Raw genomic sequence first — 26,477 nt, forward strand, 5'->3', positions numbered from 1 at the left:
GTAGTCTAAATTTCGAGATATGAACAAGTTAGTTTTATTTTTAATCCTCATACTCACCACTAGCATTTCGCTTGCACAAAGCTATGGAGACCCAAGAATGTTGACATATTTTTATCTGAAATCTATGAAGATTGATGGGAACATTACATACATTAGCTCAAACACGGAATTTTCAGACATCGAATTCGTTTTTTCAGAGTCCCCCTTTTTACTAAATACGAAAGTCTGTAAAACAGGTGAGATATCTGTACTGCCAGATGATTTTTCATTTACTCTTTCAGGAGACTTTAATTTCACAGGGGATCCCTGTCAAGATAGTCAAGTACTCGAAACAGAGGATGAATATTTTTCATTTTATACAAGTTCTCTAAATGAAACTTTTCAAATATTTGTGGGGGAAATAAATCCAGGAAATTTAGTTTTTATGAATATACTAAAAGACAATGGAGATTGGGTGTATTTTGAAGAAACTAGGATTTTAGTGGTAGATGAGGAGACTAAAGATACTTTTGTCATATTTCCCAATCCAGTAACAGATATACTAAACATTTACTCAAGTGAAAAAAAAGATGTTTCCTTCAAATTGATGAACCTAAATGGATCTATTGTGGCCGAGGGATTTGGGAGTATGGTTTCCACTGAAAATGTACCAACAGGAATTTATTTCTTAGAAATCGAAAATGATGTAGGTGAGATACAAGTAGAAAAAATTATAAAAAGGTAGTTATTCGTGAACATTGAAAAACTAAGAGATTATTGCCTTGCCAAAAAAGGTGTTACCGAGTCGCTCCCCTTTGGGCCAGACACCCTGGTGTTTAAGGTGATGAACAAGATGTTTGCCATTTGTGGGCTGGAACGTACCCCAACGCAAGTAAACTTGAAATGCGACCCAGAACGCTCCGAGGAACTCCGTGAAGCGTATGACGGTCTCATCATTCCCGGTTGGCACATGAACAAACACCACTGGAATACCGTTTTTATAGAGGACATACCGCCAAAATTAGTTGTAGAATTAATAGACCATTCTTACAACTTAATTGTAGCTTCGCTTACCAAAAAATTACAGGCAGAGCTAGCCGCGTTATGAAGCAATCCCCAAGAGATTTTTACCAAACACAAATAGAGGAGTATACCCAATTGCACCAAAAATTAAAAAAGCAATTGGTGCTGTCCAGTGTATTTCGGTTGGTGGTTTTTTTAGCGATATGTGTTGGGGTGTATCTTACATTTGGCAATACAAAATTGGTGTTGGCCATACTTGCTGTTGGAATAGGAGTCTTTGTCCTCTTGTTGACACGCCACAGTAAACTCCAATACGATAGGGATTTAAAAAGTGCGATGCTCCAACAAAATTTTACTGAGATTGAATCCCTCGACAGAAATTTTGACATGCTATATGATGATGGCAAAACATTTGTAAACTCCCAGCATCCCTACAGCCAGGATATAGATTTGTTTGGGTATGCCTCTTTCTACCATTACATCAACCGAACCTCGTTAACAATGGGTGCTAAGGCCTTGGCTGCATTACTCACCGAAAATAGCATAGACAGGATTCCCGAAAAGCAGGAAGCGGTAAAAGAGCTATCAAAACTTGCGAGGTGGCGGCAATCTTTCTCCGCCATTGCCTCTTTGGTGAAGACGGAAGCTTCCTCAGCGCTAGTGATAAGATGGCTTCAAGGTTACAAGCCATTTGTTCCAAAGTTCAGTAAGGTGCTTTCAGTAGTGTTTTCTGTAATTTCGGTAGTGCTTTTTGGGTTGTACTTCTTTGGGAACATGTCTGGATATCTATTGTTTGGATGGTTTTTGTTAGGACTGTTCATTAGTGGAAGCTATCTTAAAAAGGTGAGCCAACTATCACGGCATACTTCAAAGATACAGAGCACCTTTGAGCAATTCCATAAACTGATTTTAGAAATTGAAACACAAAAGTTTTCTTCCTCCTTACTTTCAGAAAAAAAGGCGCTCATTGTCACTTCAAAAGAAAAAGCTTCAGAAACCTTAAAGAAATTTGCCAAACATCTCGATGCTTTGGACCAACGTAACAATATGCTGGTAGGAGTGCTACTGAACGGATTTATGCTACGCGACCTGGCAATTGCTTCAAAAATTGAAAACTGGATAGAAAACCACAGTGGCGAGGTAGAAGCCTGGTTCAACACCATCACTTTTTTTGATGCCTATAATAGTTTGGGGAATTACGCATTTAACCATCCCGCCCAGGTTTTTCCTAAAATAACAAAAGATAAAACTGTTTTACAGGTGGAAGGCGGAGGACATCCATTGCTCAATCCCGAGACCATGGTGCCAAACAATCTTACCATAAACGAACAGGAATTTTTTATTGTCACAGGAGCCAATATGGCTGGAAAGAGCACCTTCTTGCGTACGGTCTCCTTGCACATCGTGATGGCAAATACAGGACTGCCCATTTGCGCTTCGGCAGCAGTGTACAGCCCTGTAAAGCTCATTACCAGTATGCGCACCACCGATAGTTTAACCAATGATGAATCTTACTTTTTCAGTGAATTGAAACGATTGCGGTTTATTGTTTCAAAAATTAAGGAAGACCGCTATTTTATCATTCTGGATGAAATTTTAAAAGGAACAAACAGTACCGACAAGGCGATTGGTTCCCGTAAATTTGTTGAGAAACTGGTTGCAGGCAATAGCACAGGGATTATCGCCACACACGATTTGAGCCTTTGCGAAGTTTCAAAAGAATTGCCACAGGTTAAAAACTATTATTTTGACGCACAGATAGTAAATGACGAATTGTTTTTTGACTATACCTTTAAACCAGGAATTTGCCAAAATATGAACGCATCTTTTTTACTGAAGAAAATGAATATTGTAGACTAGTTTTAACTTTATCTAACCTCTAGTTTTGGATTCTTTAACGCAAATAGTACTCGGTGCCGCAGTAGGCGAAGCCGCTCTTGGTAAAAGAGTGGGCTATAAGGCTGCATTATATGGTGCTATTGCAGGGACCATCCCAGACTTGGACATTATCTCCCAAGCCTTTGTAGATACGGTCACGGCACTGGAATGGCATAGAGGGATAACACATTCAATCGTATTTTCAATTGTTGGCGGACTGTTTTTTGGTTGGTTGGTTTCGCTTTGGGAAAAACGGGCCAATTGGAAACAATGGTACTGGCTCTGGATTCTTTGCTTTGTAACCCACCCCTTGTTAGACGCCCACACCACTTGGGGTACACAATTGTTTTGGCCGTTGGATATGCGATTGGCCTATAAGAATATCTTTGTGATAGATCCGCTCTATACCATTCCATTTTTGGTGTTTCTCATTTTGGCCTTACGGCGTAAACAAACCGACCCAAAACGAAGGAAACTTAATAACCTTGGGCTCTTGGTAAGCAGCAGCTACTTGTTGCTCACACTTTTATTGAAGGGGGTCACATTCCTGAAATTTGAAAATGCACTACAAGAACAAAACATAACATACACCGAAATTGAGACCAAACCGGCCCCTTTGCAAGCCATTCTTTGGACGGCAAACGTGGAAACAGAAGATGAATTTTTAATTGGCTACTATTCCCTGTTCGATTCGCGGCCCATCACTTTTGGAAATCACCCCAAAAACCATCAACTTTTAGGGGGATTGGCCGAAAATGATAAGATAAAACGGCTCATAAAACTTACCAACGGATTTTACACCATCACTAAAACCGAAGGTAAGCTATACTTCAATGACCTACGCTTTGGGACCCTGAGTGTAAATCCCAATAATCAGCAATATGTATTCAGTTTCTTGATTGAACAAACAAAAGGGGGCGTCACCATTACCGAAAACCGAAAACGTCCCGAAGATGCCCAAAAGATTCTAACCGAACTGTGGGAGCGTATTTTTGGGAATTAAGTTTTGAGCAGTGAGCTACAAGCGAAGCGTCCTACAGGCTACCAACTATTAGCTAACTCGACATATCTGCCACGATCTTCCACTCCCCGTCAATTTTCTTGAAGATGATAAGAAAGTTTCCGTTGGCATCGCCCACCTTTCGTTGCAGATAGTAGCGTCCCATCACCCAGTAGCTGTTGTTCTCGATAGGCGAAATGTCGTCTATTTCAAATCTTAGCCTGCCACTGTGGTCCTTAGTGGGATACCCATTTTTGTAATTATCCAGCGTTTGTTGCCAGCCTTTGGTGAGGCCCCGGCTTCCGTAGAATTTGAGCGAATCGCTTTTCCAGTAACCCTGCATAAAACCTTCCAGGTCGTTCTGGCTCCACGCTTTTTCCTGAGCTTTCATTACATTGAGAATGGCCTCTTTATCCTTTTCAACTTGTGTTTGTGCAGCACAAGCCATAAAAACCATTGAAAATAAAAGGCACTGTAAAAGTTTCATATTGCAGAAATTTTAATTGGTTTGAAAGATACGTAATTTTGAAATGAAGAAACCCAATGCTTTATGACAGACGTAACCATAGTAACCTGCCAGAAACACTTGCTACCGTCCACAGCCGACGATTATACGAAGAATATATTTATTGAATACAAATTGCTGAAGCATGCTCTGGAAGCCAAGGGACTTACCGTGAAGCGAACCTTTTGGGACGATCCTAACTGCAATTGGGGCCAGACAAAAGTAGCGGTAATCCGTACCGTTTGGGACTATTTTGAGCGTTTTGACGAGTTTAAGCAATGGATGTTGCAAACTGCTGCAGTCACGAACCTTATCAACCCCTTACCCTTACAACAATGGAACAGCCATAAATTTTATCTTCGGGATTTGGCTGAAAGAGGCGTGGATGTAGTTCCAACGGAGTTTATAAAAAAAGGATCAAAAATAACATTGCAGGAAATTTCAGCAAATAGAAATTGGAGTGCCATGGTCATGAAGCCTGCCATTTCAGCAGCAGCGTTCCATACCTATAAAATTCCTGCCTCGCCCGCAGGCAGGTCAGCCACAACTATACATGAGATGGAAGCTAAGTTCCAAGAATTATTGGCCTCCCGGGATATGTTGTTGCAACCTTTTGTTGAGACCATTACCAAAAGGGGAGAAGCCTCTTTAATGGTTTTTAACGAAAAGTATACCCACGCTATCCTTAAAAAAGCAAAGCAGGGCGATTTTAGGGTGCAGGACGATTTTGGAGGGACGGTACACGATTACGAACCTACCGAAAAAGAAATACAATTTGCCGAGTTTGCAAATGCCCAATGCCCAACAAAACCTGTTTACGGTAGAGTTGACATTGTTTGGGATAGCGACGGAAACCCTATGCTTTCCGAAATGGAATTCCTCGATCCTGAAATCTGGTTACGTAATTGTCCAACTTCTGCTGAAAAAATTGCCGAGGGAATAGTAAAATATTTGGATTCCCCCTTTGACTTACCTCCTACGAATGAGGCACGAATTTGAGGAAGGCACAACTAGGGGGGTAATTCCGAATGTTCTGGAAAATGCTCAATTAAAAACGCTCTTTAAAAAGTAAAGAAGGATTTGGGCATAATTTTCTCCATCGTTCCATTTCAGAAGGGAACGCCACCCCATTATAGTTTTCGGTCTCGCCCAATAAATCTGTAATTACTTGAAAATGTAAATGCGGTACCCAGTGGCCGTTCTCTGCTTCGTTACCAATGTGAGCAAGCAACTCCCCTTTTTTTATTTTTTTTCCTTTAGGTGAAAACTTTAATGAGTCTAGGGTTAAGTGGCCGTAAAGTGTGTAGTAACAGCTCTTATGCATTCCTCTCGATCGTGCCTCTTGTGTCATTCTCTCGTTTCTATCGGCACGCAGGCTCAAGGGCGGATTGTCGGTCCCTTTTGTCACGTGTTTAATCACCAGTAGCGGGCCGTAATCTTTATGAAAATTGTTGTGGTGGGAAATCACTATTTCACCATCAAGAATTGCATGTACAGGTGTTTGCGCAGGTACCCAAAAGTCGGTTCCCAGATGAATGTTCCGGTATTCTGTGATGCCATTTTTGGTTCTTTGGAAGCGAGGGGTGTTGTAAAAAGAGCGCTCTTCCAGATAGCCATTGGCCAAGAGTGCATCAGGATATTTCTGCTGAAATTCATCTAACCTCTTAGTTGCTAATTCTAGATTCTCATGCTGTGGATCCTCCCCAAAAAAGTGGCTGGCGGCGCTCATATCGGGAACAGCGACTCTACTGAAAGTGAGCGTTGGGAATAACTCGTGAAGCGATGCTTTATTATCGTGATTAGCTTGTATGAGAGCTTCTGGTTTCATACTACAAGGTTACTGAAAAAATTGTCTAAAAAATGATGAAATTCGCTTTGTCCGGTTGAGCGCAGTCGAAACCTTTTTTAACAAGCAATGGGTTGTAGTGCTCGACCTGCGCTCTACCAGATATGACAGCTTACTTTTTAAATAAGCATTTAACAGGATATATTATTTTTTAGGCACTACGATTCCTCAACGCTTTTCACAACACGCTTTTCTGTTTTTTATAAAAGGCATTGGCCTGGTCTTGCATTAGTTCACGGGCAATCTTACGTTTGTAGTCGTATAATTCCTGTTCGTCCGCAATGTCTGCGTACACGCGATTGTTTACTTCCTGGTCTGTAGCGACCAAGACATCGCGCTGACTTTTTTGCTGTACTACCCAGCTTTTAAGCGCACCTTCCTGCTCTGCCAATTTCAAATCGTATGCTCCTTTGGGAGAGATGAGTTTTGCAAAGATTGGCGAGGTTTCAATGGCTAAGAATAGTAAAAAGATAAAAAAGGAGGGGAGCCATGGTAATTCTCCCAATGCATTTACACGTGCCATTAGGCCATCAAAACCGTCAATGATAGGTTGGGTTTCGGCTACCTTGTTTTGGTATTGCGTGGCCAGTTGTGCTATTTGTGCTTCGGTGGCTTCAATTTTTGTGCTGTTGGTTTCTTTTAATTGGTTTAATGCAGCAAGCTCTGCATCGTGCTTTTCCCGTTTTTCTTTATAAACGGGTCCTTTGCCTATCTTTTCAGTCCCAGCGGTGCCTTCCGCTTCAGCAATATAGGTGTTGTAGAGTGCATTTACTTCGGCTTCTTTAGCGGTCACTTCGTTTTTAAGAGTTTCAACTTCAGTGGTCAGAGCCTCTATAGTTGGTGTGTATTGAAGTGCCAATTGATCTTTGTTCTCGAGGGTCAACTCATTTTTTTGCTCCAAGAGTACTTGGTTGATTTCTTTTTCAAAAATCTTGAGCTCCAATGGTTTTGAAATCACTACAGCAATAATCACCGCGAGCAGAATACGTGGCGAAGCTTGTATTAGTTCGTCAATAAAACTCTCTCTCTTTTTAATGGTCGAAACAATAAAGCGGTCCAGATTAAAAATGAGCAGTCCCCAAATAAGGCCAAAAAAAACTGCCATGAACACATTGTCAAAAACAGTAAAAAGTGCATAACTTCCAGCGATGGTAGCCATTATAGCGGTGAAGAACACGGTGGCGCCAATGCCCGCGTATTTAGTGTTTTCGCCAGAAGAACAATTTTCTAAAATATCGGTATCTGCGCCGGAGCAGAAAATGAAAAAGCGTTGTAACATAAAGAGTTGGTTTTTTAATTGATGAAATATTCTAACGGAAAAACAACTAAAATGTTGTTATAATAGAGTGGTTTTGAGGCTGGATACACATTTTTGAAAGAACTTGAAAAGTTGTTAAAACACGTATTTAAACGATAAAATTAACTTTTAATCGTTATTTTTGCTTATTAAAACCTCAAATTGCTATGTTTAAATATGTTACGTTTTTTTGTTCTTTAATTTTTATCATTACCACAAATGCACAGGTTGGAATTGGCACTGTAACTCCAGATCCATCGGCTGCATTCGAGATCTCTTCTACAGACGGCGGAATGCTCACTCCAAGGATGACAACTGCCCAACGAACAGGTATTTCAAATCCTGCAACGGGATTATTGGTGTTTGATACAAACGTAAATTCATTCTACTTTTTTGACGGTACCACGTGGCAGGCACTTAGAGGTGCGGAAATTAGAGATAACTATAAGTTGGTAAAGAATATTTCTGATCTCTCAGAAGAATTCTCTGGTGGAACTTACACCTTACAAACAGGTTATTTGTATGAAATAAATGGAACTATAGCTGTAGATGCGCCTATTGATTTAAATGGTGCATATGTAGAGGGAGTAGATGTAAGAGACGACATTTTACTCAATGCTTCTGGAGGTACTCTTTTTACTGGTTCAACAGGTGGGAGTATGCGTAATATCACTATAAGTGGTAATGGAAATCAAATTTTTGGATTAACTGGAGGAAGTTTGGTAGTGAACAATACCCTTCTTACCGGAGCTTCTAGTGTAGGAACCCTAAATGGAATGGGTCTAATTTTTACGAGTATTGTACAATTAGTGAATAATACAGACGGGTTGACCGTTTCAGGAACTACCGGTTCTTTTTTTATGAGCAATACTTTTTGGACCGATACTAATTCTGGAACATTCTTAGATTTAGATGGAACTTATGATAATTTACAGATGGCCAATGGTAGGATCGTTGCCGATGCCAGTGAAACGGGTTTAGATGTTAGTTCAAACCCTACGATTAATAATGCTGCACTTTTATCAGGTTTAAGTTTTGTTGGGGCCGGTAATTTTGTTGAGCCTTATACAACCGGGACGTATCCTGGATACAGTTTTTCTGTAGATTGGGATGTAAATTGTGAAGGAATACCGTTGGAAACCGATGCCAATGCTACAGGCGACCTAAATTTTAATTTTACTGCCGGTGGAGGTGCTAATACTATTTTTACTGCAAACCAGGCACCCGTTAAACTAAATGGAGCAACAACTTCAGATAACCTGTTCCGGTTTTCACGGTCGGGGAACAATAAAATAGTTTACGATGGAAAAAAAACCAGATATTTTACGGTAACCGCAAGTATTTCGTTTGAAGGAAACACAAGTCAAGATCGCTATATTTTTTATATAGCCAAAGGAAATAGTGGTAGCCCAACCCCAACGGTACTTGATAAAACCGGAGTATGGAGACGAATTGGTGGTGCTTTCGACATTGGTGCAGTTCCCTTGATAGGAACTGTAGAACTATCTCCAGGTGATTATATTGAAGTTTGGGCCGAACGTTTTAGCGGCTCGGGAAGTCTTTTTACCGTTGCATTGAATTTAGCAATAAGATAATTACGTAAGTCCCTAATTTTAGAAATCCTGTCCAAATATTTCCAACCCCTTTTTTTAGGTTTTGCGTGTTTGGGGTTGGTCATTGAATAAGGGGGACAAAAGTATTATTGCAATCCTTACAAATTCAATGTTTTGTAACTAATACATTAAAAATAACCGAGGGCACATCGTGCGGACTGTCCTGAATCTCAATTACTACTTTTTTATACTTTTTCAATAGCGATAGGGCCTCACCCTTTGTGATCTCACTCCCTTGGCCCCAAAGTCTCGAATTGTGTTGCAGCATCAACTCCAACACTTCTTTCGGTTCTTTGCTCGTTATCTGTGGCCCCAAGTTGGGTGGGTCAAAAAGAATCATTTTTAGGGTAGTTTCCTTTTGGATAGTATGTGCTTTAGCTTGTTCATCAGTTAAAGTGATAGGCTTCTTAGAAATTTTCACCCTTGGGTTTTTTGAAGAAGTTCCAGTGCTTTCAACATTAAGACTCTTGTTGTTTTTAAGCAATTCAATCGCTTTGTTTGAAGTGATTTGTTTTTCTTCAAAATAGAAGGCAGCACCTTTTTTTGCCATTTCAATAATGTGGTCTATCGCGCTAGGTGGGGGTGGTGGGGGTGGTATGTCTGTCCCATTGGCATTTGGTGCAGGTGGAGGTGGTGGTGCCATTTCAGAACCGGTCATAGAAACCTTGGGAGCATCTGGTGCTGGAGGCGGCGGCGGCGGGGAGGTAGGGATAATATTTTCGCCAGTAAGCTTATAATATCTTGTTTCTTTAAACGCTACTGCAAGTTGTTCCATAAAACTACTTGGAGTGCTCGCTACCAATACCGAAGGGTGCGCTGCTTCAAAATCTGCTTTGGTCCAATCCCTGGTTGCCTTGTCAATCGCTTTTGCAAAGTTTTTAATAGACGTTCTTTTGCCGTTTACCATTACTTCGCTAACGTTAATGGTCACTACAATACTTTTTTTGTTGTTTGTGGCGGCACCATTGTTGTAGGATGTTGCGTAGCCTTCTTCCCAAGTGATCTGGTTTTTTGGAAGACACTCGGGAAAGGGCTGTACGTTGCTCTTTTGTTCCTCGGTCATGTTCCGGTAGATGGTTTCTAATGTTTTTAGATCTTCCCAGCCAATTTTACGCTCGGCCACAGGAATGGCGTTGTACTTTCTTGCCAGCCTGTTGTAAAGAGCGATTTGGTGAGGGCTGACTTTTTCTTCGGAATTTCCTTGGCTCTTTTGGCGCACCGAACTCATGATTTCATCAAAATCTTCTCTCGAAAGACTTTTTGAACCTTCTGTTGGGCTAAAGACCTGCATACAATTGGCAACATCCAGTCGCACCAATTCTGTGACTATATTTTTGGCAAAAGGAACACTTGCGTGGGGCGAAACAGTAAGTGCTGCGTTGGTATAATCTTCTTTTTTCACAAGAGGTTCAAGATCTTGCAACATTATGAGGGTACTCTCGAATATAATTTTATTTTCTTCAGTAACCTTTAGGTTTAAGGTGTTTTCGTCCTGGATCGCTGTGTTTGCTATTTCGGCGGTGATGAACTCGGTTTCGGTTGTGCTGAAACCATACATTAATACTGCTATTAACGGTAGTATCAATAATCCTTTGAGCCATGCGGCTCTCTTTGTGGTGTGTGTTTTCATAACTGTAAATCGTTTTTTGAATGATGAATAATTGATTGAATGTGCCATCGCAGGCGCGCTGGATTGTGATGAGTAATCCAGTAAAATAGTTTGATAAACGGTACGGTCTGCCCCTTGGTCAAGTACGGTACGGTCTGCCAGGAATTCGTGGTTCAGTTTTATACTACGCTTCATGAAATATAGTAGCGGGTTGAACCAAAATACAATTCGGAACATTTCAACAAACAGTAAGTCCCAACTATGCTTTTGTTTTACATGGGCAGTTTCGTGTAGGAATACTTCCTTTGGGATGTTGTCAGTTTCATAGTCGTTTTTGTTGAAGAATATATAGTTGAAAAAGCTATGGGGCGTTACCGGGAATTTCAGCAATACGTGGAAAATAGATTGTTTCTTTAAGGATGGGTTGTGTTTTACTTTTCTGAAAAGATTCCAAATACTTCTAGCAAACCGAATGCTAAAAAGAAGCACTCCCAATACATATACCCCACCTAAAAAATAAGGAAGATAGTTTGTAGGTTGGACCACGGCCTGGGTTGGTTCAAAAGTCGTTATAGGAATTTCAGAAATAGTGTTTGAAACAACAGGTTGTATTTCTACATATTCCGTAAATGTAACAAAGGGAATGAGCATAGATACTACCAGGCTACCCAATAAAAAGAACCGCTTTGTGGTGTGCAACGAAGTGTTTTCTAGGGATAGTTTGTAAAAGAGGAACAAGATGCCCAAACATGCAACAGATTTTAAAAAATATACCTCCATGACTATTTGCTTTTAATTTGTTGGTCAATTATTTTTTTGAGCTGCTCGAGTTGCGTTTTGCTCAAGTTGGTAGTTTCGGTAAAAAAGGAGGCAAACTGCGTAGCGTCGTTGTTAAAAAAGTTCTTGATAAGCCCGTTTACGTGTTTCCCGAAATACTCTTTCCGTTTTACCAACGGATAGTATTCGCGCGATCTCCCTACCTGTTCATATCCCACAAAGCCTTTATCCTGCATCCGCTTCAGTAACGTTGCAATGGTAGTGGTAGCAGGTTTTGGATCGTCGTACGCATTTATCAAATCCTTGGAAAATGCTTTTTTTTGCTTCCACAGGTAGTGCATTAATTGTTCTTCGGCATTGGATAAGGTCATAACTAGTTCAGTTTAGCTCTACAAACATAGAATAAATATTTTAATTCTACAAATGTAGAGTTAAAAAAGTCCAACTCGTTTCCTTTTTGTTCGCTCCTTGAGCTTGCATCCCTTGTCATCGACGAGTGCCGTTAGAAACGAGAGAAGTACAAAAGAGTCACGATGGAGACCCCGCCTGTCCGGCAGGCAGGGAATGCGGAAGGGGTGTATTTATCCATTTCATATTTTATTCGAAATTAAAATCGCTCAGCTTCCTAAAACTCTTTAAGGTTCAACTTTCACGAGAAAAGGTATCTTTGTGGTTCAATAAAAAAAGTCGATTGCGGGAAAGAGATTCCTGCCTTTGCGGAAATAGAAATGAGCCTAGAAAGAGAAGTAACCAAAAGAGCCGGAAACAAATGTGAGTTATGCGGTGCAGAAGAAAAACTTGCCATTTATAAAGTGCCAGAAACACCCGCAAGGATTGAGGGTGCAGAAGGTGCAATTTTGGCCTGTAACACTTGCGAGTCGCAATTTGATGCTGAAGTACGTGATGCCAATCACTGGCGGTGCTTAAATGATAGTATTTGGAGTCCGGTCTCGGCAGTAAAAGTGATGTCTTTTAGAATGCTCCACAGGTTAAGAGCTGAAGGCTGGCCACAGGATTTACTGGATATGATGTATCTGGAAGAAGATGAGCGTGAATGGGCAAAAGCAACGGGTGATGCCGAGGATAAAAGCAAGCAGTTGGTACACCGTGACAGCAACGGTAATGTTTTGCAGGCTGGAGACAGCGTGGTGCTTATTAAAGACCTAAAAGTAAAGGGTAGCAGTATGATTGCCAAACAAGGGACTGCGGTGAGAAGAATTTCGCTGGACCACGAAAACCAAACCTATATTGAAGGCAAAGTGGATGGGCAGCTAATCGTGATAATAACCGATTATGTAAAGAAAATATAATCGCGTTGACAGTTTATATTCAAAAAAACCTCCCAAGTGTAAAGTCAGGAGGTTTTTTTAATATGTGCCTGCGTTATTTGGCTGTTTTCAATTTCGTGAATTCTGAATAGAACTGTGGGATAGTCTCGATACCCTTTAAATAGTTCCAAACTCCAAAATGCTCGTTAGGGGAGTGTATGGCATCACTGTCCAGCCCGAAGCCCATTAAGATAGTTTTACTCTTCAATTCCTTTTCAAAAAGAGCAACTATTGGGATGCTTCCTCCACTACGCTGTGGTATTGGGGTTTTGCCAAAGGTGTTCTCGTAAGCTTTGCTCGCAGCTTGGTAACCATCGCTATCGATTGGGGTAACATACGCTTGCCCTCCATGGTGTGGCTTTACTTCAACTTTTACACCCTTTGGGGCAATGCTCTCAAAATGGTCTTTAAAAAGTTGTGTTATCTTTTTCCAATCTTGGTCCGGCACTAAGCGCATGCTTATTTTTGCATACGCCTTGCTGGCAATTACGGTTTTGGCGCCTTCGCCTATGTAACCACCCCAAATTCCGTTTACGTCCAGTGTTGGTCTAATACTATTGCGTTCATTTGTGGTGTATCCGGCTTCACCGTAGGTATCCTCAATATCCAGGGCCTTGCAATATACCTCTTTGCTGAAGGGGGCTTCGGCCATTTTTGCGCGTTCTTCGGTAGAGAGGATTTCAACATCATCATAAAATCCGGGGATAGTGATGTGGTTGTTCTCGTCGTGCAACGAAGCAACCATTTTTGTAAGAACGTTAATAGGGTTTGCCACGGCACCACCGTACAAGCCGCTATGAAGATCTCGGTTGGGCCCCGTAACTTCTACTTCAACATAACTCAATCCGCGCAGTCCTGTGGTGATGCTGGGAATATCGTTCGCGATCATACCGGTGTCGCTTATTAGAATTACATCGTTGGCCAATTTTTCTTGGTTTCGGGTTACGAACCATTCTAGGCTCTCACTGCCCACTTCCTCTTCGCCTTCGATCATAAATTTCACGTTGCAGGGCAATTGGCCAGTGTTTGCCATATATTCCATGGCCTTTACGTGCATGTACATTTGGCCTTTGTCATCGCAGCTTCCCCTGGCAAATATAGCGCCTTGGGGATGTAATTCGGTTTTTTTGATAACGGGCTCAAATGGCGGACTGTGCCATAGATCCAATGGGTCTGGCGGTTGTACATCGTAGTGGCCGTATACCAACACGGTGGGTAGGGTCTTATCTATTATTTTTTCGCCATACACGATAGGGTAGCCGGGTGTTTCACATATTTCAACAGTATCACAGCCTGCTTTTTCCAAGCTTTCCTTTATCACGGAAGCAGTTTTAATGACATCGTCTTTATAAGCTGAATCTGCCGAGATAGAAGGAATCTTCAACAGTTCGATGAGTTCGTCTATAAAACGTTGTTTGTGTTCTTCAATATAGGGTTTTGCGCTTTTCATCTAAAAATTTTTGGTTTTCACGAAGGTACAAAACAAGTGAATTTTTAAGGGTTAAATAGTTTGTAAATTCTGAAAAGTGTTTATCTTTGCCGTCCCAAAGCGGATGTGGTGGAACTGGTAGACACGCTAGACTTAGGATTAAACCTAATAAAAGTTCTTAAAATATTGAAAAAGCGGGCGTGGTGGAATTGGTAGACACGCCAGACTTAGGATTTAACCTAAGAAAAAGTGTTAAAAAATTTAAAATGCGGATGTGGTGGAACTGGTAGACACGTCAGACTTAGGATCTGATGCCGCGAGGTGTGCAGGTTCGATTCCTGTCATCCGCACAAAAGCCGAAGAGAAATCTTCGGCTTTTTCGTTTTAAAAAAGTAAGTTTTCTTCACGATTTTTGACCTTGGGTACAACATAGGTACAACATTTTGTTATTTTAAGTGTGTCATTTTAATTGATGTCAAATAAAATGTTTTATTAATAAACTCTAAGATTTATATCTTTTTAGTTATTAAATAATTAATATTTCAGTATTCATTGCTATTATTTAAGTATTTGCTTAAATAATATAATAATGATATATTTGTAACCACTTTAAATCAAAAAAGATGAGCTTGGAAATAACTTGTACACGGAACGAAGCAGACAAGAAGCAAATATCGAGATGCAAGGAAACAATAGAGAATTCTTCGGACAGCCTTAATGCAATAAGCAAAGTTTTGTCTCTCGCGGGAAGCGAGGTACGACTGAAAATTCTATTCCTATTGAACATAGAGAATGAATTGTGTCCTTGCGATATTGCGGACATTCTTGAAATGAGTGTTCCCGCCGTATCCCAGCATATCCGAAAAATGAAGGATGCAGGAATTATTACATCGAGACGTGAAGGGCAAACATTGTATTATTCGCTGGTAAAGAGTGAGCACAATGTTTTGAATGGAATTTTCAATTCAATTTCGACAAAAAAGAAAACAGCTTAGAAAGTTTATATTATGACACCGAATAAAACCTCAAACACCGCGGCCTATACTGGCATTTTTACCGCAGTTGTAGCATCAATATGTTGTATTACACCTGTTTTGGCATTAATTGCCGGAACAAGTGGAATTGCATCAACATTCTCTTGGGTCGAGCCATTTAGACCTTATCTTATCGGCTTGACCATTATTGTTTTGGTCTTTGCCTGGTACCAGAAACTACGGCCGAAAACTCAGGAAGAAATAGATTGCGTCTGTGAGGATGATGCAAAACCTACGTTTTGGCAATCCAAACGGTTCTTATTGATAGTGACACTATTCGCCGCATTGATGCTAACCTTCCCGTACTATGCCAACATATTTTACGCACAGCCTACCAAGGAAATCGTCTATGTCTCTCAATCCAATATCGAAAAGCACACTTCTGAAGTTGAGGGAATGACCTGTGCAGGATGTGAGGCACACGTGGAAAGCGAAGTCAATAAGTTGGATGGAATTATTTCTGTAAAAGCCAGCTACGAAAATGCCAATACCATAGTGGAATTTGATAATACTAAAACCGATTTGCCCACAATCCAAAAAGCCATAGAGAAAACAGGATACAAAGTAGTAGAGAAAACCGCTAAAGAAAATAAATAGATGAAAAAATTTGATGTTTTCGTTATTGGTTCGGGTATGGCCGGTATGACAATCGCCAATAAATGTGCCTCAAAAGGTCTTTCCGTCGGCATAACCGATGAACTACCTTATGGTGGCACCTGTGCCCTACGAGGCTGTGACCCCAAAAAAGTAATTATCGGCGCTACGGAAGTGCGCGAATTTGCCAAAAGGCTTAAAGGGAAAGGCATTGATACCATTCCGGATATTAACTGGAAGGATATAATGGCGTTCAAACAGACTTTTGTCGATGAAATGCCGAAGAAAATAGAAAAGGGGTACAAGAAAAACGGCATCGACACCTATCACAATTCCGCTACGTTTATTGATGAAAATAACTTAAGAGTTGGTGAAGATAACATTCAAGCCGATAAAATTGTAATTGCATCCGGTTCAAAACCAAAAGTTTTAGACTTTGAAGGCGGACAGCTTGCGCAAACGAGTACGGATTTTCTAAACCTTAAGGAATTACCGCAATCCCTGCTTTTCATCGGTGGTGGATATATCGCTTTTGAATTTGCCCATATAGCCGCACGTTCCGGTGCCGAGGTAACGATAGTACATCGAGGTAAACATCCGTTGGAAAATTTTGACAGGGATATCGTTAAACATTTAGTCGATGCCACACGTAATTTAGGGATTAAGATTGTTCTGGAAACCGAAGTTTCTAAAATTGAACGTAAAGATGGCCACTACATAACCACAGGAATTTCAAACGGAAACGAAACTACCTACAAATCGGCAGCGGTATTTAATTCCGCTGGTCGTCCCCCAGCCATTTTCGATTTAGAATTGGAAAAAGCAGGTATATCCTTCTCAAAAAAGGGCATAGAGGTCAACGAATATCTTCAGAGCACATCGAACGCAAACATCTATGCAGCTGGCGATGCAGCGGACTCAAGAGGACTGCCCCTAACACCCGTAGCTGTTTTGGAAGGGCATATCGTGGCTTCTAATATCATCAAAGGGAACCAGAAAAAAGTCAGTTATCCCCCAATGCCTTCCGTAGTTTTCACTTTGCCCACTATGGCAACCGTTGGCCTATTGGAAGATGAAGCCAAAGAAAAAGGATACGACATCAATATCAATTTTGAAAAAGTTGATAATTGGTTCAATGCGAGACGCCTGAACGTGGATGAATATGCTTTTAAAACAATCATCGATAAAAATAATAATACCATTTTGGGCGCGCATCTGATCGGGCCTCATTGTGAAGAAACAGTAAATCTTTTTGCAATGGCGATAAAGACCAAGATGACTATAAGCGATTTGCGGACAATGATATTTTCATACCCTACAATGGCATCCGACCTAACCTATATGCTTTAGTATTCATTACAATGAAACAGATTATTGATTTAAATAAAAAAAATGAAATTAAAAATTTGCCCAACTTGTGGTTGCTCTTTAGTTCGATTGGGAATAAAAAGCACACCGCGCTTATCAATAAAATATAAAGATCAAGATTACTTTTTTTGTTGTCAAGGATGTATTGAGCAATTCCAAAACAATGAGGAAAAATATATTGCAGAAATAAAAAATCTAATTATTTGTCCAGTCTGTCTTGCTGAAAAACCAGAAAACCAAGTAGTAAGTATTCTATACAACGAACGGAACTTCTTATTTTGTAGATGTCCGCAATGTGTTTTAGAGTTCAATAAAAATCCAGGATATTTTATCGATAGATTAAACGAAAAGATTCCTTATAAAGGTGTTTTTGAGATTTCTTGTTGTAATGATTCAGTAAAAAAATAATAAATATGATATTAACATCAGAAATTTCGTGCCCATACTGCAGTCACAAAAAAAAAGAGCAAATGCCTACAGATGCCTGTCAATTCTTTTACGAATGTGAGAATTGCAAACAAATACTAAAACCAAAAGAAGGCGATTGCTGTGTATTCTGTTCTTACGGTAATGTCGCCTGTCCACCGATTCAGGAAGGTTCAAATTGTTGCTAATAACTTTTAATTATAGTTGATATTATTGTTTCCACAATATATCTTTAAAAACTGAATTGTAACCCTGCATTAAATCCAAAAGGATGTCCGGGACGTAAACCTGCTGGGACACGGGATACTGCATATTCTGAATCAAATAAGTTTATTATGTTTGTTGATAGCGTAAAATTTTCATTAAGAAAATAATGCGCAGATAAGTCAACGATAAAATTAGAATCTACTTTAAAATTTTCTGGAATCTGTCCAGAACCAGCCTTGGTTCTAAATGCACCTGTATAACGTGAATTTAGGTTTACTTCAAATTTCTTATGCTGTAGCCCTAAGGTAGCATTTAATTGGTTTTTTGCAATGTATGGTATTTCATCCCCTTTGGTCACTACCCCATAAATATCTTCATTACTATCAAAACTGGTCAGGAATTCGGTATCGGTAAGGGTGTAGGAAATCGATATAGGAAGTTTAAATTTCCCTGATGTATTGTATAGCAAATTGTAATTTAGCAAAAGTTCAATGCCACTTACACGCACTTCACCAGCATTAAACTGGTCAAGGCTTCCTGTACCACCTGTTGCGGCCAAATCACTTCCCAGCAGGTTTTGATAATCATTGTAGAATCCGACAAGTTCCCCAGAAAAACCTTTAAAGCCAAATCGGGAACCCAACTCATAATTAATACTTTCTTCTGCATTTTGTCCCGGTGTATTACTTGGTGGCGAAAATCCTTTATGTATCCCACCGAAAACCGATATATGGTTATTGAATCTGTAATTTGCACCTATGCCTGGAATCCATACATCTACGTTATTTTCGCGAATAGCTATATCCTCACCAGTTCTGTTTGGGTCGCTCGTGCCATAATCCGTTCGGGTAAGGGTTATATTTTCATAACGCAAACCAGGTGTTAAAGTAAGGTTCTCAATTTTAAGGGTGTACAAGAGGTGTGCCGCCAATGCTTTTGCACTACTTATACGATTGGCATCTGCACCTTTTTCGCCTACTGTGGTTCGTATTAATTCTTGGTTTTCAAAAGCATATCTGTCCACCCATTGAAATCTGTCCTCATTATCTTCGTGGTAACGTATTCCAGCTTCCAGAGTTTGTAACCAGCCAGAACCCCATCGTAATTTGGCAATGGATTGAGCACCATTTGAGGTGTATGTTCTGTTGTTTGCCTTTATGCCCATAACATCGTCTTGGGTGTCTTCGTTTCCTAAAATGGTTTGGTATTCTAAGGGGTAATCCTGTGGTGATGATAGGATGCTGTTTATGCTCACTCTTTCGCCAAGGTTTACATCGGTTAACTTATACCAATTCCGTTTGAATTTATTCAAGTAACCAGTGGTACTTATATTTAACGATGGGGATACTTGTATAAAATGGGTAAGTTGGTATTGTTGATGTTCGGCGTTCATTACATCCTCAGACGATGCCCTGTATCTTCTATAAGGGTTTTCTTCAAAGTCTTCATCGGTCAATCCCAAGTAAGTTTCGTTTGCCTCTTCTTCAGAATATTGGATTTTAAATGTTAGTGACTGATACATTTTTGCATCTAAATTTGAGTTGACCCTAAACTTGGCTAAATAATCAGATTTATCAAATCCTGTATTGCCATCACCATCTAAATCCTTAAAACCGTCTGAGCTGTAATTGAAATAATCCGTTACAAATCCAAAGTTTTGATAGCTGTCACCAATGACTAATTGCGTGTTTCTTGAGCCATAATTCCCTGCGGCAATGGAAGCTCGTCCAGAAAATTCGTCAGGAATTCGGGAAGAAATCATATTAATAGCACCACCAGTGGTGTTGGGTCCATATTGAATTTGACTGCTTCCTTTTAAGATTTCGACGGCCTGCATACGCCCAATGGTTGGGAAATAATAGGCGGCAGGTGCGCTGTAGGGTGCAGGGGCTATGAGAACGCCATCTTCCATCAAATTTATTTTTGCACTACGTTCAGGTGATGTGCCTCGTAAACTTATATTTGGGCGTAGTCCAAACCCATCCTCTTCGTAAATATTAATTCCTGGAACTGTTTGTAAAACCCTGTTGATATTGGTGTAAGAGAATTTTTTTAAATCCTCTTCAGAAATATAACTCGCAGATCCCGTTTTGTTTTTAATCTCAAATTTACTGCCCAGTATGGTGTTGGCAGATATAATAACCTCTTTTAGACGTTCCGTTTTTTGTTGGATGGTATCTTCTTTTTGAGGATTTGTTTGCCCCCATATATACGTAAACTGTAGGATAAATAGTAGAAAAAATAGAATTCTCATTGGTAATAAATTATTTAGAATGATTTTAAATAGAAGACAAATGTAATGTGCTGATTTCAAAAAACCAATATTATTTAGAATTATTCTTAATAATACTTTTGAAGTATTTTATATTCAGTAGTTTATATCTTATAAGAATTTTAAATTTATTAAAGTGTCTAATAATGGATTACTTAATTAAATTTCTGTTAATCCCAATAAAAACTGTTAAAATTTTGTAATTTTGCAAAGATGAAACAAGTTATCCATAAAATATTATCTATTTCGATGGCTTTTGTAGTGATGTTTTCTACAATGTCTTTTACCGTGGATATGCACTATTGTGGGGGAAACTTGGTTGATTTCAGTTTATTCTCAAAAGCTGAAGGTTGTGGAATGGAAAAGGCACAACCAGTCAAAAGTTGTGAGAATCCTAAAATGACTGAGAAATCTTGTTGTACAGACCAACAAATTGTAAAGGAAGGTAAAGACGACCTTAAAATATCTTTTGACACGCTTTCATTTGAGCAGCAAACGTTCATCGCTGCTTTTACATATTCTTATATAAACTTATTTGAAGGAACCGAATCTGAAGAAGTTCCTTTTGAAGATTACCCGCGACCCTTTGTCAAACGGGATGTGCAAGTGCTGCACCAGACTTTCTTAATTTGATTTGTTAGATTTTTTGAATGAAGCCCAACAGCTACGCTGTAGTGGGCTAAAACTCGTGTTTGTCATTTTTTGCAGCACGTAATTCCAAAACTCTAATAATCAAATGCTATGCTGAATAAGAGCATTAAATTTCTCATAGAAAACAAACTTGTTGCCGTTCTACTACTCGCCCTATTTGTGGGTTGGGGCGTGGTCAACGCACCCTTTAATTGGGAAACAGGCTTTTTGCCTACAGACCCAGTATCCGTTGATGCCATACCTGATATTGGCGAGAACCAACAAATTGTTTTTACAAAGTGGCAAGGTCGCTCGCCACAGGATATTGAAGACCAAATTACCTATCCGCTAACCACTTCGCTTCTGGGCATACCAGGCGTGAAAACCATCCGTAGTTCTTCTATGTTTGGATTTTCCAGCATCTACATCATTTTTGAAGAAGATATCGAATTCTATTGGTCGCGCAGTCGCATACTCGAAAAACTGAACTCACTTCCTGCAGACCTTTTACCTGATGGTGTCAACCCATCACTTGGTCCAGATGCCACAGGACTCGGACAGATATTTTGGTACACTTTGGAAGGTCGTGATAAAGACGGAAACGTAACTGGTGGTTGGGATTTACAGGAATTACGTAGCATACAGGATTACTATATCAAATATGGATTATCCTCTGCAAGCGGTGTTTCTGAAGTGGCTTCCATAGGTGGCTATGTTCAGGAATATCAAGTGGATATTGACCCAGAAAAAATGCGCCAATATAACGTGAGTATGGGCGATGTGGTAAAAGCCGTGAAGCAGAGTAATCAAGATATAGGCGCACAAACACTCGAAATCAATCAAGCGGAATATCTCGTGCGCGGATTGGGCTACGTAAAGTCCATAGCAGATATTGAAAATGCGGTAGTAGATTCTGAAAACTTTACATCCATACGCATTAAGGATGTGGCAAACGTTCATTTGGGACCAGCGGCAAGACGTGGTATTCTCGATAATGAAGGTGCCGAAGTCGTAGGCGGTGTCGTAGTCGCTCGCTACGGTGCAAATCCCTTGGAAGTCATTAACAATGTCAAGGCTCAAATTGCCGAAATAAGCTCGGGACTTCCCACAAAAACACTATCAGATGGTCGCACTTCACAAGTAACCATCGTGCCATTTTACGACCGTACCGAACTCATACAAGAAACGTTGGGCACTCTCAACGAAGCCCTGACTTTGGAAATCTTGATTACCATTTTGGTTATCATAATAATGGTATTCAACCTACGTGCATCCATCCTTATTTCAGGATTGTTACCCGTAGCCGTTTTGATGGTTTTTATCACGATGAAGCTCTTTAATGTAGATGCCAACATTGTCGCATTATCGGGTATCGCCATTGCCATAGGAACGATGGTCGACGTGGGCGTCATACTTGCTGAAAATATGATACGACACTTGGAAGATGAAAAGCTGCGCCTTAATAAAAATGGTACCGAATACACCACAAACGAAATCATCTACAACGCAACTGCCGAAGTTTCTGGCGCTATCCTAACAGCAGTTTTAACAACAATAATCAGTTTCCTGCCCGTATTTACAATGATAGGTGCCGAAGGAAAACTGTTCCGCCCGCTTGCTTTTACCAAAACAATGGCACTCACGGCATCACTCATCATTGCGTTATTTCTCATTCCACCCATCGCGGCATTCCTGTTCCGCAAGACGAGTGTGCGGGAACGTACACAGTATGTCATCAATGGCTTACTTGTTTTATTGGGAATTATCGCCATCGTTTACGGTTTTTGGTTAGGACTAATTCTTATCGCCTTTGCCGCAACATCATTTTTAAGGATGCGAGGTACGCTTTCGCTAAAGCGCAAAAACCTGCTTGACATCATCATTTCATCGGTTGCCATCGTATTCCTTCTGGCAGAATACTGGCGACCATTAGGTTTCGACCGAAGCATTGTGATGAACCTGGTATTTGTTTCCATCATCTGTTTTGGACTTCTTGGTGTGTTTTCGATTTTCAGGATATACTATGAGCGTATTTTGAAATGGGCACTTCAGAATAGGTATCTGTTCTTAATCGTTCCGGCTACGGTACTCACGCTGGGTATCATTATAATGCGGAATACGGGCAAAGAGTTTATGCCAGCGCTCAATGAAGGTTCATTCCTATTGATGCCCACATCCTTACCGCACGCAGGTGTTGAAGAAAACAAGCGTGTGCTGCAACAGCTCGATATGGCGGTGGCAAGCATCCCAGAGATTGAAACTGTGGTGGGAAAGGCTGGAAGAACGGAAAGCGCACTCGACCCAGCACCACTCTCAATGTATGAAAATGTTATTCAGTATAAATCTGAATATATGCGGAATAGTTCTGGCGAGCGACAACGCTATAAGGTCAATGACGATGGGTTATTTGTACTGAAGAATAACAAATTCATTATCAACCCAAATTACGAGGTAGATGAGGATGCCAATTATGACGAAGCCTCACTCAAAACCACTGCCACACGGGAAGATTTGATTGAAGATGAAAACGGCGAATACTACCGAAACTGGCGACCAGACATTCAAAGTCCAGATGATATTTGGAACGAAATTGTGCGAGTAACCAAGTTGCCAGGCGTTACATCTGCACCCAAGTTGCAACCCATCGAAACACGATTGGTTATGCTACAAACAGGAATGCGAGCACCTATGGGCATCAAGGTAAAAGGGCCTGATTTAAAATCCATAGAAAACTTCGGACTGGAATTGGAAGACATTTTAAAACAAGCCGAAGGCGTTAAGGAACAAGCTGTTTTTGCAGACCGTATCGTGGGCAAACCCTACTTGCTCATCGATATTAAGCGAGACCAATTGGCTCGATATGGCATATCCATTATGGATGTACAGGAAATCCTGCAAGTGGCCGTGGGCGGGATGCCACTTACGCAAACTGTGGAAGGTCGTGAACGCTATGCCGTGCGTGTGCGCTATCCACGAGAATTACGGGCAAATCCAGACGACTTGCGTAATATCTATGTTCCCGTTGAGAAAGGAAGTCCTGTACCGCTGGGCGAATTGGTTGAAATTCGATACGAACAAGGACCACAGGTCATTAAAAGTGAAGACACTTTTCTTATTGGCTACGTGCTGTTTGACAAACTCGATGGCTTTGCCGAAGTGGATGTGGTAGAAAATGCCCAAGCCTTGATTCAAGAAAATATTGATAACGGTTCGCTGGTCGTACCACAAGGTGTTAGCTATCGCTTTACGGGTACTTATGAAAATCAGTTGCGGGCAGAGAAAACCTTATCGGTTGTCGTACCACTCTGTTTGCTGGTTATTTTCTTGATTTTGTATTTCCAATTTAGGTCGGTTTCTACATCGCTTATGGTGTTTACCGCCATTGCCGTAGCCTTTGCAGGTGGTTTCATAATGATTTGGTTGTATGGGCAAGATTGGTTTTTCAACTTCAGCTTTTTCGGCGAAAATCTGCGGGACTTGTTCAATATGAAAACCATCAATTTAAGTGTGGCCGTTTGGGTAGGTTTTATTGCCCTTTTCGGTATCGCAACGGATGATGGTGTAGTAATGGCCACCTATTTAGACCAATCTTTTAAAAGCAACGAGCCAGACAACCAAAAAGGCATACGACTCGCCACTTTGGAAGCCGCAGGTAAACGTATTCGTCCGTGTTTGATGACAACCGTAACCACAGTTTTGGCACTACTACCAGTACTCACATCTACAGGAAAAGGAAGCGATATAATGATACCGATGGCGATTCCCATTTTTGGCGGAATGATAATCGATGTCACGTCCTATTTCCTACTGCCAGTCCTATATAGCTGGAAAAAGGAATACCAACTTAAAAAAGCAAACAGATGAAAAAATTAAAATATATACTGGTGTTTTTGTTTGTTTCCGCTTTCGCGAAAGCACAACAATTACAATCCTACATTCAGGAAGCTGAGGCCAACAATCCAGAAATTCAAGCCTTTGAATTGCGATACAACATCGCCGAAGAAAAGGTAAACGAAGCCAACTGGATTCCCAATACCGAAGTAAGTGCCGGCTATTTTGTGAGCGAGCCTGAAACCAGAGTGGGCGCACAACGTGCACGAATTGGTGTAAAACAAATGTTGCCGTGGTTCGGCACTATCACGGCTCGTGAAAATTACGCAACAGCAATGGCAGATGCCGAATATGTGGAAATCACGATTGCAAAGCGCAAGCTCGCACTTTCGGTCGCACAATCGTATTATCGACTTTATGCTATAAGAGCCAAACAAGAAGTGTTGGACGAAAATATTCAGCTACTGGAAACCTACGAACAACTTGCACTCACATCTGTAGAAGTGGGCAAAGCGAGTGCCGTAGATGTATTGCGACTTCAAATACGGCAAAATGAATTACAACAACAAAAGGAAGTGCTGGAAGAAGAATTTACAGCAGAACAAACGGCTTTCAACAACTTGCTCAACCGTGATGCAATAATGACGGTTGACGTCGTTCCAGAAATGGAAATTCCACAGGAAGACCCATTTTACAAAAATGAAGCGTTAGCACTCAATCCCGAACTGCTCAAATATGACAAGCTCTACGAATCGGTAGCACAATCTGAACTGCTCAACCAGCGCGAGAGTTTACCAATGATTGGTTTTGGTTTAGACTACTTGCCCGTAACAGAACGTAGCGACGTCAACTTCAGCGATAATGGGAAAGATGTATTGATGCCTATGGTATCGGTTTCCATACCCATTTTCAACAACCGTTACAAATCCATTTCAAGACAGAACGAGTTGCGACAGCAAGAAATAGAGACCCAAAAGGAACAGCGATTGAATGTGCTGGAATCCGCTTTCGCGAAAGCGCAATCACAACGCAACCAAGCACGCATCGCATACAACACACAAGAGCGCAACCTAAAACAAGCCCAAGATGCCGAAGAAATTCTGGTAAAAAATTATGAAACTGGCACTATCGATTTTAATGATGTGCTGGACATTCAGGAATTGCAGTTGAAGTTTCAAATGAATCAAATCGAGTCGGTGCAAATGTACTACGTGCAATCGGCCATTATTAACTATTTAATCAATTAATTATGGTCAATGATTTTTACATAAAGAATATGGTATGTGATAGATGTATCAAGGTTTTAAGGGATGAACTGGATAAGCAAAATATCGAATTGTTACAAATCGAATTAGGCCGTTTGCGTCTCCATATCGAGAGCGATGATGAAATCCAAAAATTGGAAACGTTGCTCGAAAACAATGGTTTTTCCCTTATAGATAGTACCGAAGAAAAACTCACAGAGCAGGTTAAGGTAGAACTGATTAAAGCATTACAAAAATTGCCTTTAGAACTAAACGAGAAATTATCCGTGCATTTAGCAGAAGCATTGGGTCAAGAATACTCAAAAATCAGTAAGGTATTCTCTTTTACTGAAGGAATTACCATTGAAAAGTATTTCATCAAATTGAAAATTGAAAAGGTGAAAGAATTGATTCAAGGCAAGGAACTCAACTTTACCGAAATGGGACAACTTCTGGGTTATAGCCATATTAATCATTTGAGCAGTCAATTTAAAAATGAAACGGGAATGAGCTTGACAGCCTATAAATCCCAACAGAAAAATTTTAGGAATTCATTGGACAAAATTATGTAGATAACAACCATAATT

At 40.4% G+C, this 26,477-nt stretch carries 23 protein-coding genes and 1 tRNA gene; 17 read left to right on the plus strand and 7 right to left on the minus strand.

Annotated elements, in window-relative coordinates; genetic code table 11:
- The first annotated feature begins 19 nt into the window (after positions 1-19).
- From C8D94_RS03820 to C8D94_RS03835, 4 genes are read left to right on the plus strand one after another with little or no spacing between them, the layout of a single operon-like run.
- On the plus strand, positions 20-724 hold the full coding sequence (locus C8D94_RS03820) for a T9SS type A sorting domain-containing protein (RefSeq protein WP_115122553.1): 705 nt from the start codon (positions 20-22) through the stop codon (positions 722-724).
- 6 nt (positions 725-730) lie between these two features.
- Entirely contained in the window at positions 731-1,087 is a 357-nt protein-coding gene (locus C8D94_RS03825) for an MmcQ/YjbR family DNA-binding protein (RefSeq protein WP_115122554.1), read from the plus strand.
- Positions 1,084-2,862, plus strand: a complete 1,779-nt coding sequence (locus C8D94_RS03830; protein ID WP_115122555.1) for a MutS-related protein — start codon at positions 1,084-1,086, stop codon at positions 2,860-2,862. The genes C8D94_RS03825 and C8D94_RS03830 overlap by 4 nt, the downstream gene beginning before the upstream one ends.
- A 25-nt stretch (positions 2,863-2,887) precedes the next feature.
- Positions 2,888-3,883 carry a metal-dependent hydrolase gene (locus C8D94_RS03835; protein WP_115122556.1) on the plus strand — a complete coding sequence of 332 codons (996 nt, stop codon included), beginning with the start codon at positions 2,888-2,890 and terminating at the stop codon, positions 3,881-3,883.
- A gap of 52 nt (positions 3,884-3,935) precedes the next feature.
- On the opposite strand, the gene C8D94_RS03840 is transcribed toward C8D94_RS03835, so the two are convergent.
- Entirely contained in the window at positions 3,936-4,367 is a 432-nt protein-coding gene (locus C8D94_RS03840) for a YybH family protein (RefSeq protein WP_115122557.1), read from the minus strand.
- 63 nt (positions 4,368-4,430) lie between these two features.
- Between C8D94_RS03840 and C8D94_RS03845 the strand changes: the two genes are divergently transcribed.
- The gene (locus C8D94_RS03845; RefSeq protein ID WP_115122558.1) at positions 4,431-5,384 is read left to right on the plus strand and encodes an ATP-grasp domain-containing protein; all 954 of its coding nucleotides are present in this window, start codon (positions 4,431-4,433) and stop codon (positions 5,382-5,384) included.
- A 49-nt stretch (positions 5,385-5,433) separates the two neighbouring features.
- Here C8D94_RS03845 and C8D94_RS03850 read toward each other — a convergent pair whose 3' ends face one another.
- Both C8D94_RS03850 and C8D94_RS03855 read right to left on the minus strand, forming a co-directional pair.
- Positions 5,434-6,213, minus strand: coding sequence for an aminotransferase class III-fold pyridoxal phosphate-dependent enzyme (locus C8D94_RS03850; RefSeq protein ID WP_115122559.1), 780 nt, complete (start codon positions 6,211-6,213; stop codon positions 5,434-5,436).
- 196 nt (positions 6,214-6,409) lie between these two features.
- Positions 6,410-7,510, minus strand: a complete 1,101-nt coding sequence (locus C8D94_RS03855) for a DUF4407 domain-containing protein (protein ID WP_115122560.1) — start codon at positions 7,508-7,510, stop codon at positions 6,410-6,412.
- Between the two features lie 185 nt (positions 7,511-7,695).
- Between C8D94_RS03855 and C8D94_RS03860 the strand changes: the two genes are divergently transcribed.
- Complete coding sequence (locus C8D94_RS03860; RefSeq protein WP_115122561.1) at positions 7,696-9,123, plus strand: cell wall anchor protein; 1,428 nt, start codon at positions 7,696-7,698, stop codon at positions 9,121-9,123.
- Between the two features lie 124 nt (positions 9,124-9,247).
- Here the strand turns inward: C8D94_RS03860 and C8D94_RS15500 are convergent, their stop codons facing one another.
- Both C8D94_RS15500 and C8D94_RS03870 read right to left on the minus strand, forming a co-directional pair.
- A complete protein-coding gene (locus C8D94_RS15500) occupies positions 9,248-11,530 on the minus strand; it encodes a M56 family metallopeptidase (protein ID WP_115122562.1) in 2,283 nt (760 codons plus the stop codon).
- 2 nt (positions 11,531-11,532) lie between these two features.
- Complete coding sequence (locus tag C8D94_RS03870; protein WP_115122563.1) at positions 11,533-11,898, minus strand: BlaI/MecI/CopY family transcriptional regulator; 366 nt, start codon at positions 11,896-11,898, stop codon at positions 11,533-11,535.
- Between the two features lie 357 nt (positions 11,899-12,255).
- On the opposite strand from C8D94_RS03870, the gene C8D94_RS03875 reads away from it, so the two are divergent.
- Positions 12,256-12,837, plus strand: a complete 582-nt coding sequence (locus C8D94_RS03875) for a PhnA domain-containing protein (RefSeq protein WP_115122564.1) — start codon at positions 12,256-12,258, stop codon at positions 12,835-12,837.
- 73 nt (positions 12,838-12,910) lie between these two features.
- Here C8D94_RS03875 and C8D94_RS03880 read toward each other — a convergent pair whose 3' ends face one another.
- On the minus strand, positions 12,911-14,305 hold the full coding sequence (locus C8D94_RS03880; protein ID WP_115122565.1) for a dipeptidase: 1,395 nt from the start codon (positions 14,303-14,305) through the stop codon (positions 12,911-12,913).
- Between the two features lie 247 nt (positions 14,306-14,552).
- Between C8D94_RS03880 and C8D94_RS03885 the strand changes: the two genes are divergently transcribed.
- The 6 genes from C8D94_RS03885 to C8D94_RS15440 all read left to right on the plus strand — a co-directional run bounded on the left by C8D94_RS03885 (position 14,553) and on the right by C8D94_RS15440 (position 17,894).
- Positions 14,553-14,634: transfer RNA gene (locus C8D94_RS03885), tRNA-Leu, on the plus strand.
- A 273-nt stretch (positions 14,635-14,907) separates the two neighbouring features.
- Positions 14,908-15,279 (plus strand): ArsR/SmtB family transcription factor, encoded by a 372-nt coding sequence (locus C8D94_RS03890; protein ID WP_115122566.1) that lies wholly within the window; start codon positions 14,908-14,910, stop codon positions 15,277-15,279.
- Positions 15,280-15,291: 12 nt separating this feature from the next.
- Positions 15,292-15,915, plus strand: coding sequence for a mercuric transport protein MerTP (merTP, locus tag C8D94_RS03895; RefSeq protein ID WP_115122567.1), 624 nt, complete (start codon positions 15,292-15,294; stop codon positions 15,913-15,915).
- Complete coding sequence (locus tag C8D94_RS03900) at positions 15,916-17,262, plus strand: dihydrolipoyl dehydrogenase family protein (protein ID WP_115122568.1); 1,347 nt, start codon at positions 15,916-15,918, stop codon at positions 17,260-17,262.
- A 42-nt stretch (positions 17,263-17,304) separates the two neighbouring features.
- Positions 17,305-17,688 (plus strand): YHS domain-containing protein, encoded by a 384-nt coding sequence (locus tag C8D94_RS03905; protein WP_115122569.1) that lies wholly within the window; start codon positions 17,305-17,307, stop codon positions 17,686-17,688.
- A 5-nt stretch (positions 17,689-17,693) separates the two neighbouring features.
- On the plus strand, positions 17,694-17,894 hold the full coding sequence (locus C8D94_RS15440) for a GDCCVxC domain-containing (seleno)protein (protein WP_246277436.1): 201 nt from the start codon (positions 17,694-17,696) through the stop codon (positions 17,892-17,894).
- A 44-nt stretch (positions 17,895-17,938) separates the two neighbouring features.
- Here the strand turns inward: C8D94_RS15440 and C8D94_RS03915 are convergent, their stop codons facing one another.
- Entirely contained in the window at positions 17,939-20,167 is a 2,229-nt protein-coding gene (locus tag C8D94_RS03915; protein WP_115122571.1) for a TonB-dependent receptor family protein, read from the minus strand.
- A gap of 231 nt (positions 20,168-20,398) precedes the next feature.
- Between C8D94_RS03915 and C8D94_RS03920 the strand changes: the two genes are divergently transcribed.
- The 4 genes from C8D94_RS03920 (at position 20,399) to C8D94_RS03935 (ending at position 26,462) form a co-directional block, all read left to right on the plus strand.
- Positions 20,399-20,818, plus strand: coding sequence for an HYC_CC_PP family protein (locus tag C8D94_RS03920; protein ID WP_115122572.1), 420 nt, complete (start codon positions 20,399-20,401; stop codon positions 20,816-20,818).
- A gap of 108 nt (positions 20,819-20,926) precedes the next feature.
- Entirely contained in the window at positions 20,927-24,679 is a 3,753-nt protein-coding gene (locus C8D94_RS03925) for an efflux RND transporter permease subunit (protein WP_115122573.1), read from the plus strand.
- The gene (locus tag C8D94_RS03930) at positions 24,676-25,893 is read left to right on the plus strand and encodes a TolC family protein (RefSeq protein ID WP_115122574.1); all 1,218 of its coding nucleotides are present in this window, start codon (positions 24,676-24,678) and stop codon (positions 25,891-25,893) included. Before C8D94_RS03925 ends, C8D94_RS03930 begins: the two co-directional genes overlap by 4 nt.
- 2 nt (positions 25,894-25,895) lie before the next feature.
- A complete protein-coding gene (locus tag C8D94_RS03935; RefSeq protein ID WP_115122575.1) occupies positions 25,896-26,462 on the plus strand; it encodes a helix-turn-helix domain-containing protein in 567 nt (188 codons plus the stop codon).
- Positions 26,463-26,477 lie beyond the last annotated feature (15 nt).

The organism is Marinirhabdus gelatinilytica, assembly GCF_003353425.1.
Lineage (GTDB): Bacteria > Bacteroidota > Bacteroidia > Flavobacteriales > Flavobacteriaceae > Marinirhabdus > Marinirhabdus gelatinilytica.